The organism is Acidithrix sp. C25 (genome assembly GCF_904848545.2).
Genome location: NZ_CAJHCI020000003.1, coordinates 577,968 through 594,085, shown reverse-complemented (window position 1 = coordinate 594,085; position 16,118 = coordinate 577,968). Strand labels below are relative to the sequence as shown.

The following is a 16,118-nucleotide window of genomic DNA, read 5'->3' as shown; positions in this document are numbered from 1 at the left end:
AAACGTCCCTACCATAAAGATAAAGACACATCTATCGACACATCAGACCTACTCGCCTAGACGAATCGATACGTCCCCTCGTTGTTTACATTCCATTGCAAACTCGACCGATATCGCCTCTCTACGAGTCGATCCGACCTTAACCTTTTGTCACAACTTGGTAAACAACTTGATAATACAAGTTCTAGTACAAGTTAACCATGTTTCAACTTAGTTTCATTTATTATTTTTTTTATTTTTGTAACTAATTATTCATAATACCAAAAAAATCCTAAACTTTTCGTGATTTAACGGCCCGCGAACGAGCTATCTCTGCGATCACATTCGGAGATCGCCAGACGACCAAGTGAGATCCATGGGTAACCCATTCGATATCTGGATTGTTTAGCCAAAATGCCAGCTTGGAGATCGAAGTTGGTGGAACGATTCGATCGCGAAGGCCGGCAACGACAATGACTGGCCGCTGTAGTGGCAATGTCTTTGACAGCGCTTCAAAATCACTACGCATTGTAACCGATTCGTACCAAAGCGAATGAGCATGGCGAAGCACTCCCAAAACTTTATCGCGGGTGGCAATTTTAGATAGAGTTGCAGAGATCAAAGAGAGCAGTTGCCCTACAAATTTAGTCTCAAAGAGCCGGTCCATCTCTCCAATTGAACTTACCTCAGCTGCAGGCGCAACAAGTAGGACCGAGATGGACTCGTCATCTACCACCTCCTTTGAGCCCAACACGATGGCGCCACCATAGCTATAGCCGAGCACCACCAACGGTCGTGAGCCGCTGCCCGTCAAAGAAAACGCGCTTCGGACCTTCTTGATCTCTTCGTCTAGGATTCGGGAATTACCTGCCAAATCAAGAGGCTCATCTAAGTTACTACCCCAACCTGGCCGATCGTAGCTCAAAACATCAAAGCTATCCGCCAGATGGCTGGGTAGATCCCCCCAAAGCTCCCCGTTGCCGGGCTGTCCATGAACTAACAGTATCACCGAACGACAACTATCTGAGACAACGTAGTCTTGCGAAGAAAGCCAACATTTCCTCGTCAAATCAAAAAAATACCGACTCAATTCAAACCCTTGAACTCAATCGCGCCATGACCAAAAACGGTTGGCACCAATAAAAAACTAAGCTACCCCAACCTGGCTGCCGCTATTGCTAAAAGACAACACTCTGTCAAATAAAGCCCGAGAAAACTAATATGAGGATATGTGCCCTAGAGGTCAATATCTCAGGTCGTGCCAACTTTCTAACTCCTAGCAGGCCTTACGGCCCAACAAACGACATCCCAATCAACTATTTAGCTGATTCTGATCCGCCTGAATCACAAGGACCGAGGCGGACCTCGAAACAAACACTGACAATAAAGCGATCGTCCCAAGTATCGCAAGAAGGCCAAATCCCCCCAAGCGCGACCGGATCGTCTCGGCCAAAATGGTTGCTCCAAGTGCCATTGCGATTACCGGCTCAAGGACATTGATAAGGGGCATAACAACCGAAAGAGAGCTCTTTTGAAATGCCGACTGTGTCAAAATTACATCAATAGCGCCAATTATGACGAGAGAATAGATGGGCCACTTCGACAGTGCGCCAATAAAGCCATAGGATGCGACGGTCGTCGTAAGGACCTTTGTGGTAAAAGTGGCAATTCCGTGCAAGGTTCCCACCGCAGCGCCCATCGCAATTCCTCGTTGAGTAGGGTTCAATCTATCACCAAAGAACCTCAAGGCTAAAAATGCAACTACACAAAACGCGCTCAGAGAAGTTCCGACGTATATCGAAACGACCCTTTGGCTAGATCCAAAGGTGGTAGTTGCCAAAAATAGCGCCAAAAGAAGAGCAGAAACGCAAGATAGAGCTAAAACACGCTTAGACGCTTTATGGGCGCCAAAAATAGCCTCCAGGAGGAGAGTTGAAGTAAGGCCGAAGGCTAAAATTGGTTGAACGATTAGAAGAGGACCGAGCTTTAGTGCTACGAACTGAGCCAAAAAGGCCAATAGATCCAAGAAAACGCCTAGGATCCAATAGGGTCGTTTAACTAGCTTTGAAATCAAAGATAGCCTTAGGTTGGTTGAGTGTGGTGTGCGCTGAGCCTGCCGATGCTGAATAAAGGCAGCTAAGGAAAATAATACTGCTGAAATAATTGAGAAAATGTACACCATAAAAGTCTGTTGAAGAAAAGGTTACATCTTTATGCCAAAACGCGTGCTTATCGTGTCCGCCAGAATGGGAGCGGGACACGACGGAGCTGCTAAGGAAATCGCCCTACAGCTTACGAGTAGGGGCTTTGATGTCGAAACTAGAGACTTCCTTGATGCTGCACCTCTAATCGGAAAAATTCTCGAGCGCACCTACGAGCTACAGCTAGATCATGCCCAATGGAGCTACGAAGCGCTATTTCGTATCTTCGCATCATTCAAAGCAATCAAGCCCCCAATCGTCTCAATCTTTTATTTCATATTTTTCCCAAGAATCAGAAAGTGGATCAAGGAGGTCGATGCCGACATCGTCCTTACCACCTACCCATTTGCTTCACTAGTCCTAGGACGAGCTCGTCGGTCTGTACTGAGGCCCATGAAGGTTCCTGCTTACACTTTCCTAACTGACTTTTCTGTGCATACTATGTGGGTTGACGAAGGAATCGATGCATATTTAGCAGTTCACAACATCTCCGTAAGGCAAGTTGAACGACTAGTTAACAAAACTCCCATGGTAAGCGGCCCTGCGGTATCTGAGCGATTCCACCACATAGGAGATATGGAGCGGGAATCGATTCGGGATGAATTCTCAATACCTCAAAAAATTGCTTCAGCACTAATAGTTGCAGGCAGTTGGGGCGTTGGAGATCTAAAAGATACCTTGTTGACGCTAGGCAATTCTCACGATATCTTCCCGGTCGTAGTCTGTGGTAAGAACAAGGCACTTTATGACGATCTTTCAAAACTGAATGTCGGCCGCGTCATAGGTTGGACCGACCGTATGGCAGATCTCATGCGCGCATGCGATGTTGTGATTCAGAATGCTGGTGGCCTTACAGCTCTTGAGGCCTTTGCGGCAGGAGTCCCGGTCGTCTCGTACAACCCGATCAAGGGCCATGGCTTGAGAAACGTAATCGAGATGGAAGCATCGGGAGTCTCCCTTTGGGCAAAAAGTCCGAAGGAGCTTATTGAAACCGTCCATGAGCTGACAGCGAATCCAGAACTTACCACCAAGCGAGCATCTCAAGTCTTTGTATGTGATCCAGGTAAGATGATTGAAGTTGACTACTACCAACGCAAAACTCCAAGACGCCAGAGGTCAACCGGCCACGGACCGGTCGGAGTCTTGGTCAAATTCGCAATGGCACTGTTGGTAATAATTAGCGGCGCGAACATTGCGGTCAATGCGACAACTACTCAGCTAAATGTCGGCACAGCATCCATGTCCTCACCTTATGCCTACGCACTGGTTACAATGACACCTCGGTCAATCTTTGACCCTGTGCTAATCCACCAACTTGCCGACTCAGGAATAGGCGCTGTCATCACTGGACCAATCGCACTTCATTACCCTGACCAAGTACGAGCTTTAGCTTCAGCCGGTGTGACGATTGTCAATGGCGGATGGCCGATAAACTCTGGCTTACGTATCTTCGCCCCTATCGAAGATGCAACGAAATCTCAAAAGATAATTCTGGCCGATACTGGTCTGCAATCGATTGTTTACGCGCCGGTCGGAGTGGTAAATAGTGTAGACCTAGCGTGGGCTTCGCTTTCTCACGTACCCTTGGTCAAAGCCGTAGTCGTCGAAAGCCTAACCAAGTTCATACCAAGTAAGGGTCGTGTCTATGAGATCAATTCCACAGGAATGACCAACCCGCAGGTCGAAAAGCATATTGCATGGATGGAATCCATCTTGAAGAAGAACAACTTCACCCTACTTCCGATATCTGTAATAGGATCATAAAAGTCCAATAGGAAATTACCCTTTAGGTCAGCTCCAACTGCCCACGCTCAAAGGCTGCATTGAAGCTGTCTAAAATCTCACCGGCAAGACAATGAATCGTGGCACCCTTTTGTCTCAAACTTCAAACCTAAGTGCAGATTTTAGATCAAGTCAAACTTGTCACAAAACTCAACGATCCATACCCAGTCATCGCTTCAAAACTAAAATACAAATATAGATTCATCTAGCGAACTTTTGCCACTTGGAGCTTCCATCCTGATCCGAAAAAAATCCCAGACAAATCCATACATACTTATCAAGTTTCGTAAGTTTCGCCTTCACCGAGACCAGATTGGAGCTAATCCTTAGTAGAACAGATGTTCAATAAAGCTGTCTAGGTAGATATCTCAGGCTTTATGGTACGCTTCCGCGTCGCAAGAAGCATGTGAAGATCATTTGATCAAATTGCTTATGCTATGAGGGATTTAGATGTCCAAAGTGTGACTTCGATCAATTTACTTTAGTAAGGCCAAATCATTTCAAGAAATGCAGCGTCTCGAGCTCCACTTTTTCAATGTAAATCTTTTCACCGCCAAACTAGCGTTACCTCCGGAACCATCTTTCATCGAAGTCATATCTCTTTTTCCGAGTGGTTTTCTGCTATCTATCTATTGTCCAACGACAAGCGTGGTCTTTCGGCTACTACCCCCTAGCCATCAGAGCCCCTGCTAAATTCGTTCAAGTATCTTATTCGACTGGCTGGTTGATGCTAAATAAGCTACGAAAAGCAATGGCTGAGCGTACCGGCTGACCGAGATGGTTTATACAAACTTGGAGAAAACGCCTGAGTAGATGAGTTCTTTTTAGGTGGTGAGAGCCATGGCGAAGGCAGAAGAGGAAAGGGAACAAAACAAACCAATGTCCTAATTGGAGTGTCGATTAGCAATGGTGCTCCTACTCATTGCTTCATGGAAGTAATCAAAGATACCACTGCTAAATCACCCAAAGATGTTTTTGTGAGACGTTTAGATTCCGACACCAAGCTGATAAGTGATGGTAACCCAAGTTACGGGGTATGTGCTGAAAGACCTTGGACTAGCGCACGGGTTCACTCTATCCAAAGACGAACAAGCACATGTAACATTCAAATGGCTCAACATCCTGATAGGGAACTGCAAGAAATTTATCGACGGAACATACCACGGACGTGAGGAACATAAGCAACTTATGCCTCGAGGAATTCGCATACCGATTCAACCGAAGGCACTTTGAAATGTCCTTGGTAGAGCGACTTCTCAATACATGTGTGTTTGCGTCTCCACATCCGCTACTCCGCGAATCTGATTCCAAAATGGCTCTTGCTTACGAAACTTGATAAGTATGAATCCATATGGCCGCAATGAGCTGATCAAGAACAGCAACTCGGATCGGGCCAATCCCCAGGTCTAAATCAAATAATCGCTGGGGCGATAGCGAAAAAGTGCGCACAAGGCATCTTCGTCAAAGTCTGATCAGGAAATTAATTCAAAGAACCGAAAGCCGCGAAGGTCAACTTTGCTGAACACTTTCGGTATATCTGAATTACTACCAATCGTACCGACCTATATACTCACTATTCTTGGTAAAGCGGTACCGTTGATCTCAGTGTTTTCTAATTCTGATAAACGGTATACTTACCAATACAAGAAGTTGAAAGCATAGATGAGAAACCGCCGTTCCAAATTTTTAGTGCGACGAATCCTGCTAGGAACGGCAATTTTATTAGTCGTTATCGCTAGCGGACTGTACGCCATAGGCAAATCCAACCAAACAGCGACCCAGAAGGCACTCACGTCCACCATAGTGCCGAGAACTACCACAACCACCGCAGTGCCCGCTACGACTACAACGGTTGATCCTGGGACCCTACCACAGACCAGTGTCTTTCCTAGCACGAATAGCCGGCAATTTATTACCAAAATCGCCGATCTTTGGAATGCAATAACAACTGGCAACCCCACGTTGGCGCTGCCTTCATTTTTTCCTGAATCCGCTTACGTCTCGCTAAAGACAATCACGAATCCAGCTTCCGACTATCAAACCCGTCTTCTCGGTGCATTCAAACTTGACATCCTGGCTGCCCACAGTTACCTTGGTGCCAACGCATCGACAGCTCAATTTATTGGCATTGCAGTACCAAGTTGGAGCGCCAATTGGGTAACTCCTGGAAATTGCTACTCAAACACCGGGTACTGGCATGTTGGAGACTCTCGATTACTTTATCGAGTTGGCAACTCCACATACTCAATTGGTATAGCATCTCTGATATCTTGGAGGGGCCAGTGGTACGTCGTCCATATGGGATCGGTAGCCTCAACCGGAGCAAGTGGCATAGTCAACAATCCAGCGCCTGGGGTAGGCGTATTTGGATACGCTGGGGTCTGCTAGCTAACCTAGGGCCCCCGTGTTGACCTTCATGCTTTGATCTTTCATCTCTTCATCTCGTGATCAAAATCTTCATAATCCCCCAAGTGCTGCAAAGATAAAACAGCCCGATAAAGAGCCTGACTTTCCCGCAACTCCCAAAGAGAGCTGAAATCTGGCTAAGGTAAAACGCACAGTTTGTTAAAGGCACCAAGGTGGATTTACGCCTCTAATCAGAGACACTTAAAACAATTTTCCCAAAGGATCACCGATGTTGAAGTTACCCGTGCCTAAAAGAGAGACCCCGATGGCTAAAATCAATCTGATGTCAAAATCACGTTATATAAAAAGGACGATAGCTCTTATTGCTCCCCCCCTAGTGGTTCATTCGCTACCGGCAACAACGTGGTTCTTCCCATTTACCCAACGTTTCTTTCCAGATCTAATGGGAGTCACAAAAGCAGGTCGCGCCATATTGACCTTTGACGACGGACCAGATCCAGTTTCAACCCCCAAAGTCCTCCAAATCCTAAAAGAGAACAACGTCCATGCGACGTTTTTCATGCTCGGGTCAATGGTGGAAGCGCACCCAAACTTAGCCCACGCTGTAGCCCAGGCCGGCCATGAAATCGCACTACATGGTTACGAACATCGAAATCACCTCTTTCGAAGCACACGAACGATAATATACGACTTGACAAAGGCCAAAGAGATCGTTGAGACCGCCACTGGAGTAAAGATCCGCTACTATCGACCCCCTTACGGTGTAATCTCCATTGGCACATTGATTGCAGCGAGAAAACTCGACTTAAAGATTCGGCTCTGGACAACGTGGGGAAGAGATTGGCGAGCAAGCGCCACCAGTGAATCGGTCATCTCCGATCTAATGAGACATGGAATTGGCGGCAGCACAATTCTCCTCCATGACTCAGATTGCACTTCAGCTCCTGGTAGCACATGGTCTACTATCGGTGGTCTTAAAAAGCTCATGGATTTCGCCAATTTGAACAAAATCGAACTAAGCCCGATAACAATAGATCAATAGATCGACTTTACGCTCACTACCAAGACGATAATGCCGCAGGCCAAACTCCTAGAAGTGCAAACTTGACTGGAGAGATACTTGGATATTACCCAAGTTCCAAAGGAGCCAAGCTTGCCGATGCAACAAAAGGAGAGACTTGTATCGGCACATTACAGACTGGGATGCATAACTGCAAATTCAGGAACTGGCACAACGGTTTGCCAGCCGATCTCGATAGATGTAGCACGAGAGCAAGAGCCTTAGCCCCATTTGGCAACGTCACTGTAAAACCATAACAAATCCAACCGTATTTGGCCCAGATGCCAAGGCAGTGGTTGGCGGCGGCGAAAAGAAGACTTCTACGACCCCATCATCACTCGTAAAGGACGGGCTAATCGCGCTAGTAACAGAAGAAGGCGTTACCGATTGTCCAAAAAGCCAAAGCAATGGGTATCCGTAGCCCCAACACGGAGGGGCATTATTTGCGAGTGAATGAAGAACTATCTCGCTCGGGTTGCCGCATTTCCCTGACAGCTAATTGCCTTGGCTGTTGAAAAACAACTTGACTGACAGGTTCCAATTGAAGTGGTCGATGCGGTAGCTGTCGCAAAATTAGTAGTTGCACTCTCCGCTACTTTTGAAGTATCAGATAGCGACGGAGCCAACGCTGGGTTTGATCCGCAGCAGGCCAGAACTTAGTAGGGAGACGGGAGGGATCTTCCCCTCCCGCTCCCCTTTTATGTGACCAATAATTAGTATCAGCGGTTGTTGGGGTGCGGAAACTCCGAGAGTTCGTGCAGGATACTGGGATGTGAGCGCTCTTTTGGGTTTGTGGTACTCAGGATAACAATTCCAGCCCATCCCCTCGCGGAATGCGACTGAAGATAAAGGTGGAGCGAGGGGGGGGTGGAGCTGGCCGACACCGAGACCTTGTAGGGCGACGCTTTGGTTGATTACTATGGGGGCGTAGAGCATCACTGGAGCTGATGATGTTGTGGGGGCGACCGCGTAGTTGCGTTGTCGCTATCTATTAGGGCAAGCTAGAGAGGTCAGAATAAAAATGTACCAGAAGCAAATCAAAAAGGTATAACAAGCTTGTGCCGAGCTAATAGAAGCCGGCGCAGCCATAACCTTCGATGCAGTTGCCCGTCGAGCCCAGATCGGCCGCGCGACGCTGTATCGCCGACCCGAACTCCATGCAGTGGTCCATGAGCATTGCCAACGGGCTTTGGAGGTACTAACCCTTTCGGGGTTAGTCGCTCAAGTCGAGCAACTCCGTGTTGGTCTTGAAGCAATCGCCGCCATCCTTCGTCGTCACGAGGAGCTCCTACGCGCCGTTGCCCGCCAATCCGGAGAAAAAAACAGGGTAATAAAAACTAGGCGTGTATGGGAGATAGCTAAGTCCGGACTCGGATTAGCCGCATAACTCACAGAACCGTGCGTGAAAGTATCCCTTCATCCGGCTTCTCGCTCGCAACTGCTTTGTGTTAGCTCCTGCTCATTGCTGAGTTGGCTAGTCCATTGCAGTCCGTTCGCCTTTAGCCTTTGCTCAAAGTCTCATTACAAGAGCTTCATTGCTAATACACCCCAGTCCGCCCCGCTGCGTAGCATCCGGCACTCTTACCTTCGGCTTTTGGCCTCGGTGCACTCCCGCTCTCTCTGTTTCCAAAGGGACAGCCACACGACTGGTTCCTGAGTTCGATATGTGTTTCCAGCAACAGTATGAAAGCCCATACTACGCTCATGCCACCTTTACACGAGACACTTGCCTGGCCAGGAACGAGACAACCTGCCAAACTTATCCCAAGGATATGGGCCGACCTTGGTTCTGATGTCAACCATCTGGGTTTCGATGCGTCATCGGATGGTTCGCTTTCGCCCATCTTCGTAGTACTTACCCAACGGAGGTATCTCCGCCTTTTAACACAACGCTCGCCACCGGTGAGTGTCAAGATAGTTGGCACATTTGCTTAGTTTGAGATTAATGGTTTTCTGGCACCTTCGTGCCGCCAAAATCTAGTTAGTTTAGGTTCCTCATTGATCGACTTATCCGTGACGAAATTTTGATCTAGTTGCCGACGACAAGTCGGCAACTAGATCAAATGACCACACTTGGGTCTGCCAATTTGGCTAACTAATTGACAATCCTAAATATCTTTGGGCTCATGAGATCGAAGCTGGATAACAAAATCGTCGCACTATCGTCACGCAACGGACCATTGGAGCTCGCAAATAGGAAACCTCCTGGCTGTGTTGATCGATGACGGACTTGTGGTGTGATTTATACCCACCTTCCCTCTGAGATCTCAGGCCTCTAGCTCTTTAGGAAGCTAACTGGGGTTATTGAGTTGTGGACGATCGCTACGCAAACGGTAATTGAAATGTGGAAAACGCTTCGCGTTTACGCACAATCCAATAACCTTCGCCCACGAGGCTCTTTCAACCTGCTACTACTACTACTACTACTACTACTAATTAAATTAAAGTCTCTAAGATCTTGAATCTCTTCGTGTTGGGTCAATCGACTTAGAACTACGCAGATAATGTAGAACTTAGGATGGATTTATCCCTTGGAGGTGTAGTCCAGGTTCTCGCCAGGTGGGCTCCAGTCTCTCGCTTTAGAGTTGATCCACCTCTTTGGGTTGAGTTCCTTTGTCGTTTCGTAGAGTTTCTGTCGCATCGAGAGTACTTCGAGATGGTTTCCTTCATGAACATCATGGGGAGTAACGAACTTTAGACCACTATGTCGGTGGTGGTAGTTGTAGTAGTTGACAAACTTCTCCACCCAGGTCCGACTATCTCTAAGGTTTTCAAATCCTCCATATGGATAACCAGGCCAGTACTTGGTAGTGCGAAAGAGCGACTCTATGTGGGGGTTATCATCAGAAACCCGAGGTCGTGAGTTCGAGGTAGTGATCCCCATTTTGTAGCAAAGCTCTAATAGAGAAGATCCCTTCATAGGAGATCCATTGTCGCTATGTAAGATTTTAGGAGCTCTTCCTCCTTCTAGGAGAGTTGCTCTTACAACTAAATCGGCAAGTTGCTGAGATGATTCGCATCCGTATACTTCATATCCAACTATCTTCCTCGAATAAAGGTCCATTACGAAGTACAGGTAGTAAAAAACTCCATGTACTGGTCCACGTAGCCAGGATATATCTGTTACCCAAATTTCAAGGGGAGCATTTGCCAAATGACTAGGAGTACCACGTTTAACTGCTGTTTTGGCTCTACCTCTATGGTTGTTTTGCTTGTGGTCACGAAGAATTCGATAAAAGGTAGATTCCGATCCGAGATAGATTCCCTTATCGGCCAAGGCTGGAACTACTTGACTTGGAGGAAGTGACGAGAACTCCTCCTTATGCATGGTATCTAAGATCTCTTGACGTTCAGATTCATCTAGTGTCCCCTCTCATAATTTCCCTGAAACTGAGGAATTAATCCCTTCTAAGGTTGTTCTCCTTGGTAAGGACATAACCTTGCAAGGGAGAACGATGCAAAGTCACACCATTTCAGAGGAGCCAAACATTGATGCCAACCAGAGCAAGCCGCCCAAGAAGAGATCTGGACGACAAGCTTCGGTGGTTCCGCTCAGTCCCAAAGAACGTAGCGAATTAGAAGCAGTGGTAAGAAAGTCCACAGCTCCCATAGGACAGGTGGCAAGGGCCAGCATTGCCCTATGGAGTAACGAAGGGGTTGGACACCAACGAGATCGCGCAAAGACTTCAGATATCTACAGAGACGGTATGCAAATGGAAGCGGCGTTTTATCAACTACGGAGTGGAACTTCTCGATGACGCACCGAGAAGTGGAAAACCGAGAAGCATTGATGACGAAAAGATCGCCGAGATTCTAAGGATCACTTTGGAAGAAGAGCCCCCGCTTGCTACCCAGTGGTCGACGTCTTCAATGTCCAAGCGGATCGGGGTATCACCAGCGAGCATCTCACGTATCTGGAGAACCTTTGGCCTCAAGCCCCATGTCTTGGGATACTTCAACATCAGTACCGATCCGGCCTTTACCGAAAAGTCCGCGACATAACTGGGATCTATCTCAATCCCCCTGATGCTGCACTGGTACTATGTATTGACGAAAAGACACAGATCCAGGCGTTGGATAGAACCCAGCCACTGCTTCCCATGAGACCTTTTGTTCCAGAGCGGCAAACACATGACTACAAACGCAACGGCACAACAAATCTCTTTGCAGCACTTGATGTTGCCTCTGGCAAGGTGATCACCAACACCACAAAGGCTCATCGGGCGATCGAGTTCATAGCCTTTTTGGATCAGGTGAAAAAAGAAGTTCCAAAAGAACTCGAAGTCCACGTCATCCTGGACAATTATGCAACGCATAAAACCGATGCTGTACGGGCCTGGCTCATAAAAAACCCCAGATTCCACTTCCATTTTACACCCACCTACTCCTCGTGGATGAACCTGGTTGAGAGATGGTTCTCGGAACTGACTACCAAAATGCTCCACAGATCCACCCATAAGTCACAAAAGCAACTCGTTGCTTCGATCAACACCTGGGCAGAGCGCTGGAACCAAGACCCAACACCATTTAGGTGGGTAAAGACAGCTGACGAGATATTCGCATCGATGGCAAAGTATCTGGGGAACTAGAACTCAGGGAACTTATGAGAGGGGACACTAGAGCAAAGCTGGGTTTAGCCCTAGTGGCAAAGGGGCGTTTGTCGTGGGTGTTGTCACCTTCAGCTTTCCATCTCTGAAAGCTACGTAGTGACAGTCCGAGTTCCTTGACCGCTAGTCTAAGCCTAGCTCCGCCGTTATGAGCTTCCTCAATAAGTTCTACTTACAAGTAGGCGATCTGAAGGGGAGGTCATTCGACCTCTTTGTCCCCGACAGGTCGCCTGGGCTTTTCCTTAGCAACTCCAGCAATGTGTAAGTTTCTGCGAGTGCCTTTTCTTTTCTATTTAGCTCTGACTCGAACTTCTTTGATCTGACCTTCTCACTTGCTAGTGCAGATCTGTATTTGGATACCGCTTCACCAGTCTTGTCATTCGCCTTTGAACAGGTAATACGCCAGTCATCGGAGCCTGCCAAGGAAGTTGTCACTTTCGCACAATCTAAGCTACCTCCCTTTGCCTCCCTTTTGATTCATCTCCCACCGATTTATTCGTAGGAACAATAGGTACCTCTGATACTGGATCCCAGTCTCTGCATTTGCCCGAGATCCACCGTCCTGGTTTGGATTTGCGAGCTCCCTCGTAGAGCTCGCGCCTTCTATTTAGTAGCTCGATATGCTCTCCGCTGTGTGCCTGTTGCGGGGTTACGAATTTGATGCCAGAGTGCTGGTGGTCGTTGTTGTAGTGATCAACGAATTCACTCATCCACTTGCGCGATTCTTCTATTGTGGCAAATCCTCCATAGGGATAGCTTGGAAAGTACTTCACGGTCTTAAAGAGCGACTCAATATGAGCATTGTCGTTAGATTATCCGGCTAATGGGTACATTAGTGCGCTCGAACCTCCGATTCGAGCCCGGATAATGCCCTGTTAACCTGCTAATCGAGGCAAATTGATTCGCGGGAATGGAGCCTCACGATTAGCCGGTTAACGGTGATACCCGAGGCCGTGACCGCGATATATTTACATCTAGCTCATACAAGTACTCAACTAGTGACCATCCCTTCATGGGTGACCCATTGTCACTATGGATCACTTTCGGAGCCATATTCTCTCGAGCTATCGCTCGCTTTACAACTCTCTTTAGCTGCTCAGAGCTTTCAGATTCGTATACTTCCCAGCCAACTATTTTCCTCGAATAAAGGTCGATGATCACATAGGCGTAGTAGTAGATACCCCTAGCTGGTCCATTTAGCCAAGTAATATCTAGGGTCCAGATGTCACCTGGTTTTACTGCTGTGTGTACTGGCCTAGACCTCTTCTTCGGCGGCTTCGTCCTGCTCCTGCGCTTGTTTAGATTGTTATCGGCTAGAACTCGATAAAAGGTCCTCTCAGAGGCGATATATCTTCCCTGATCAGCGAGCTTTGGAACTATTTGGGCAGGGGTAAGAGACGAGTACGTACTCGAAGTACACACTTCGATGATCTTTTCTCTTTCTTCCTCCGATAAAGCATTAAAGCGACGTCTATGAGAAGCTCCTCGCCGGCGATCCGTTACACCAGATTCCCATCGCCTAAACGTACGAGTCGATATCTTGAGCACTTCACAGGCTTTGTAGCATCTGGCACCTGCGTCTATTGCTTCATTGATGAGAACTACAGCTTGAGCTCGAACGTTGTGATCTAGATACAGAGGGGAGAGACTAGACGTCCCCTTCTTCCCCCCAGATCTCTTGTACTTTTTTTTGAAGAACCAATAGAGCAGCAGCTTCTGCTAGCGCCTTTTCTTTCCGTCGAAGTTCAGCTTCAATTCGTAATCTTGCTTTACGCTCTTTATCAAGCTCTACCTGGTGAGCCCTATTAGCAGCACGCTTATTGTCAAAGGCTGACTCTAAGGTATTTCGCCACTCCTCTAAATCTTCTGCTAGAACACCATTAGCTCTCAACCATGAACCGAGTTCGTGCTCATTCATAGCAGCTGTGTCAACAACAGCTTTGATCTTGTTGATTGATTCGCTTGAGTTGATGACTCTGGCTTTACGTTCCGAGTTCCACTGGTAGACCACGTTTGCATTGATACCGTGATCTTTTGCGATCTTTGCAATAGCGCCAGCCTTCGCTGGCTCTGAGTTATCGAGCTCATATAGAGCCGCTACTACTTTATTCTTTAGTTCCGCAGGATACCTTTTCATGTCAATTCCATCTTCGCCCTCTTAGAAACAAAAATCAAGCTAGGTGACAACACTCTTGGCAGAGAGGGTCATTTAGCTCTTCTTTCAAGATTCCCTTTGTGCGAAGGTATTCTCCAAGTTGCAACTCAGACATTGTTGCAGTTGCAAGCACGGCTTGGAACTTAGCCTCTGAACTCCATAAACTGGCTGGGGTTCGCTTAGTTGGATCTTGGCGATCTATCTGGTCCTTTAATTCACGATTCCAGATGTAGATAGTTGTCTTTGGTATCTGGACTTGTTTAGCCAAATCGGCGATTGCACCTCTGGGTGCATTGGGATCTGACAACAGCTCCCTCAGCATCTTGACAACAGCTTCTTTTTGATCCTTGGGATAAGGCTTCATCGTGTTCGATCAAAGTTCTCGCCCTGCATGGTTGGTATTCTATTCGAATAGATGCCAACCCCCTTGACACCTAGGGAGATTGATTACCTCTGCTTTGGTATTGAATACAAAAGATACCAAAACTTATAGAGAGGGCCTCCTTGCACAAAAGAAAAATTGCCAATCTCGCTATGGTGTCCGCCTATAGCGCTAATCTCGCCCAGGCGCTACTAATTGCCACCAAACACTAAAATGAAGGTTATTATTACCGTTGAGAGAGTGTCGACACAATGCGTTACGTGGGTCTTTTTAGCGGTATCAATGTTGGAAGCCGTAGGATCAAGACGGCTGACCTTGTCGGCTTGCTAGGCGAAACCGGGGTAGATAACCCCAGGACTTTCATTCAGTCAGGCAACGTATCCTTTAGCGCCGAACCGCTAGTAAGCACCATTGAAAAGTCAGAGATAACTGATCGAATCGAATCGGCCTTCCTAGAACGTTTCGCGTTTACGAGTAGCCTCTTTCTATACCCCTTAGATCGCTTTAAAGAGATCATCGACTTAGCGATCAACATATCTTCTACGCGGAACAACGCCCTCGAAGCTAGTCAATCTCCATACCAAGCAGACCAAGACGAAGAGATCGAGATCAGCCCATGGCCAGTCGAACGTGATCGGCGCGAGACAATAGTCTTCTACAAAGGCGATCCGCCTACGATAGTCACACCAATAACGTCTCCAAAAGGTGATCTCATAATTAGCCGCTGCGATCCAGACTTCGCATTAGTTTCATGGAAACTTCTTTCTGGGAAGCCTCCTTCCATGAACTTCCTCACAAATAACTTCCAACAGCCGTTTACCTCAAGATTTGTCCACACCGCAAACAAATTCTTAGACTTTGAACAAAAGGGTTCACCTTAGGTCCACTGTATGAGTCGCCCACTCTTTTAAGAGTGCCAAGGGAGAGCAAAAGCCATATCTCGAGTCTGCTCGAAAGGTCGAAAAGAAAAAGCAATCTTAGGGTCGACATCTTGGAGCTTCTTGATTCGAAGAGAGCGCCAGAAAGACTCAACGCTCAGCTGACTTTTAAAAAATTGAAGCTCGATTCCATGAAATAAGATATTTTACCTTTCCAGCAAGTATTAACCTGAATCCACAGAATTGGACCAGCTTGAGCCCTTCGGTGTGACTTCAAGTCGGTTTTTAGGATCTGATTTAGGTTTGACGGAGGGTCTATGGCTTAAATCTGGTTTCAGAGTGCCAAATATGACCTAATCCCTTTGTGGTTGAGCCTGTTTGGTCATTTTTGAGATTCTGAAATCTCATTTTGGGTATAGTAACCTAATCCCTTGTCTTCTAGAGCAGTTCCTTCAAGTAATATTCAGTGTGTTAGGTAACCAGATGTTCAGGTGATGGCGATCTCAAACTTTCTGATCCGATCAAGAGCCTCTAAGAACTTATCCTTATAGTGCCAGTGTTCTTCAAGATGCAGTATTACTTTTCTAGCTGAACGAGTGATATGTCCTGCGATCTGAAAGTAACACCGTCGAAGCTTTGGTGTGGTGATAACAGTTTCTGTAATAGCACCTATTCGTGCAGTGAACCGTGCCAGGTTGTGTGCAATT

13 protein-coding genes and 3 pseudogenes are annotated in these 16,118 nt (G+C 47.1%); 8 read left to right on the top strand and 8 right to left on the bottom strand.

Annotated features, from left to right (window positions below):
- Positions 1–271: 271 nt before the first annotated feature.
- Positions 272–988 carry an alpha/beta fold hydrolase gene (locus ACIDITHRIX25_RS000000101665; protein ID WP_160291755.1) on the bottom strand — a complete coding sequence of 239 codons (717 nt, stop codon included), beginning with the start codon at positions 986–988 and terminating at the stop codon, positions 272–274.
- Between the two features lie 303 nt (positions 989–1,291).
- Positions 1,292–2,161, bottom strand: a complete 870-nt coding sequence (locus ACIDITHRIX25_RS000000101660; RefSeq protein WP_052605121.1) for a DMT family transporter — start codon at positions 2,159–2,161, stop codon at positions 1,292–1,294.
- Positions 2,162–2,192: 31 nt separating this feature from the next.
- On the opposite strand from ACIDITHRIX25_RS000000101660, the gene ACIDITHRIX25_RS000000101655 reads away from it, so the two are divergent.
- The 6 genes and pseudogenes from ACIDITHRIX25_RS000000101655 (at position 2,193) to ACIDITHRIX25_RS000000101630 (ending at position 8,776) form a co-directional block, all read left to right on the top strand.
- Positions 2,193–3,944: an MGDG synthase family glycosyltransferase gene (locus ACIDITHRIX25_RS000000101655; RefSeq protein ID WP_201732048.1), complete on the top strand. Its 1,752-nt coding sequence runs from the start codon at positions 2,193–2,195 to the stop codon at positions 3,942–3,944.
- An 887-nt stretch (positions 3,945–4,831) separates the two neighbouring features.
- A pseudogene (locus ACIDITHRIX25_RS000000101650) lies at positions 4,832–5,134 on the top strand (hypothetical protein); the annotation flags it as partial.
- A 490-nt stretch (positions 5,135–5,624) separates the two neighbouring features.
- Positions 5,625–6,350, top strand: a complete 726-nt coding sequence (locus tag ACIDITHRIX25_RS000000101645; protein ID WP_152625912.1) for a hypothetical protein — start codon at positions 5,625–5,627, stop codon at positions 6,348–6,350.
- Positions 6,351–6,633: 283 nt separating this feature from the next.
- The gene (locus tag ACIDITHRIX25_RS000000101640; protein ID WP_160291756.1) at positions 6,634–7,371 is read left to right on the top strand and encodes a polysaccharide deacetylase family protein; all 738 of its coding nucleotides are present in this window, start codon (positions 6,634–6,636) and stop codon (positions 7,369–7,371) included.
- Positions 7,372–7,488: 117 nt separating this feature from the next.
- Positions 7,489–7,614 (top strand): hypothetical protein, encoded by a 126-nt coding sequence (locus ACIDITHRIX25_RS000000101635; protein WP_283770446.1) that lies wholly within the window; start codon positions 7,489–7,491, stop codon positions 7,612–7,614.
- 964 nt (positions 7,615–8,578) lie between these two features.
- Positions 8,579–8,776: a hypothetical protein gene (locus ACIDITHRIX25_RS000000101630; protein ID WP_201732047.1), complete on the top strand. Its 198-nt coding sequence runs from the start codon at positions 8,579–8,581 to the stop codon at positions 8,774–8,776.
- A gap of 1,137 nt (positions 8,777–9,913) precedes the next feature.
- On the opposite strand, the gene ACIDITHRIX25_RS000000101625 is transcribed toward ACIDITHRIX25_RS000000101630, so the two are convergent.
- Positions 9,914–10,717, bottom strand: a complete 804-nt coding sequence (locus ACIDITHRIX25_RS000000101625) for a DDE-type integrase/transposase/recombinase (protein ID WP_201732046.1) — start codon at positions 10,715–10,717, stop codon at positions 9,914–9,916.
- 160 nt (positions 10,718–10,877) lie between these two features.
- Between ACIDITHRIX25_RS000000101625 and ACIDITHRIX25_RS000000101620 the strand changes: the two are divergent.
- Positions 10,878–11,978: pseudogene (locus ACIDITHRIX25_RS000000101620) on the top strand (IS630 family transposase).
- A 186-nt stretch (positions 11,979–12,164) separates the two neighbouring features.
- On the opposite strand, the gene ACIDITHRIX25_RS000000101615 reads toward ACIDITHRIX25_RS000000101620, so the two are convergent.
- The 5 genes and pseudogenes from ACIDITHRIX25_RS000000101615 to ACIDITHRIX25_RS000000101595 all read right to left on the bottom strand — a co-directional run bounded on the left by ACIDITHRIX25_RS000000101615 (position 12,165) and on the right by ACIDITHRIX25_RS000000101595 (position 14,515).
- On the bottom strand, positions 12,165–12,431 hold the full coding sequence (locus tag ACIDITHRIX25_RS000000101615; protein ID WP_201732045.1) for a hypothetical protein: 267 nt from the start codon (positions 12,429–12,431) through the stop codon (positions 12,165–12,167).
- A gap of 11 nt (positions 12,432–12,442) precedes the next feature.
- Positions 12,443–12,793, bottom strand: a pseudogene (locus ACIDITHRIX25_RS000000101610) (integrase core domain-containing protein); the annotation flags it as partial.
- A gap of 127 nt (positions 12,794–12,920) precedes the next feature.
- A complete protein-coding gene (locus ACIDITHRIX25_RS000000101605) occupies positions 12,921–13,544 on the bottom strand; it encodes a DDE-type integrase/transposase/recombinase (protein ID WP_201732043.1) in 624 nt (207 codons plus the stop codon).
- Between the two features lie 100 nt (positions 13,545–13,644).
- Positions 13,645–14,133: a hypothetical protein gene (locus tag ACIDITHRIX25_RS000000101600; RefSeq protein ID WP_201732042.1), complete on the bottom strand. Its 489-nt coding sequence runs from the start codon at positions 14,131–14,133 to the stop codon at positions 13,645–13,647.
- A gap of 34 nt (positions 14,134–14,167) precedes the next feature.
- Positions 14,168–14,515 carry a hypothetical protein gene (locus ACIDITHRIX25_RS000000101595; RefSeq protein WP_201732041.1) on the bottom strand — a complete coding sequence of 116 codons (348 nt, stop codon included), beginning with the start codon at positions 14,513–14,515 and terminating at the stop codon, positions 14,168–14,170.
- Between the two features lie 269 nt (positions 14,516–14,784).
- Between ACIDITHRIX25_RS000000101595 and ACIDITHRIX25_RS000000101590 the strand changes: the two genes are divergently transcribed.
- Complete coding sequence (locus tag ACIDITHRIX25_RS000000101590; protein WP_201732040.1) at positions 14,785–15,414, top strand: DUF1697 domain-containing protein; 630 nt, start codon at positions 14,785–14,787, stop codon at positions 15,412–15,414.
- The last annotated feature ends 704 nt before the right edge of the window (positions 15,415–16,118 follow it).

Coding starts and splice junctions, on each gene's coding strand:
- ACIDITHRIX25_RS000000101660 (WP_052605121.1), bottom strand. CDS start 2,161: ATGGTGTACATTTTCTCAATTATTTCAGCAGTATTATTTTCCTTAGCT.
- ACIDITHRIX25_RS000000101655 (WP_201732048.1), top strand. CDS start 2,193: ATGCCAAAACGCGTGCTTATCGTGTCCGCCAGAATGGGAGCGGGACAC.
- ACIDITHRIX25_RS000000101600 (WP_201732042.1), bottom strand. CDS start 14,133: ATGAAAAGGTATCCTGCGGAACTAAAGAATAAAGTAGTAGCGGCTCTA.
- ACIDITHRIX25_RS000000101635 (WP_283770446.1), top strand. CDS start 7,489: ATGCAACAAAAGGAGAGACTTGTATCGGCACATTACAGACTGGGATGC.
- ACIDITHRIX25_RS000000101645 (WP_152625912.1), top strand. CDS start 5,625: ATGAGAAACCGCCGTTCCAAATTTTTAGTGCGACGAATCCTGCTAGGA.
- ACIDITHRIX25_RS000000101625 (WP_201732046.1), bottom strand. CDS start 10,717: ATGCATAAGGAGGAGTTCTCGTCACTTCCTCCAAGTCAAGTAGTTCCA.
- ACIDITHRIX25_RS000000101590 (WP_201732040.1), top strand. CDS start 14,785: ATGCGTTACGTGGGTCTTTTTAGCGGTATCAATGTTGGAAGCCGTAGG.
- ACIDITHRIX25_RS000000101595 (WP_201732041.1), bottom strand. CDS start 14,515: ATGAAGCCTTATCCCAAGGATCAAAAAGAAGCTGTTGTCAAGATGCTG.
- ACIDITHRIX25_RS000000101640 (WP_160291756.1), top strand. CDS start 6,634: ATGGCTAAAATCAATCTGATGTCAAAATCACGTTATATAAAAAGGACG.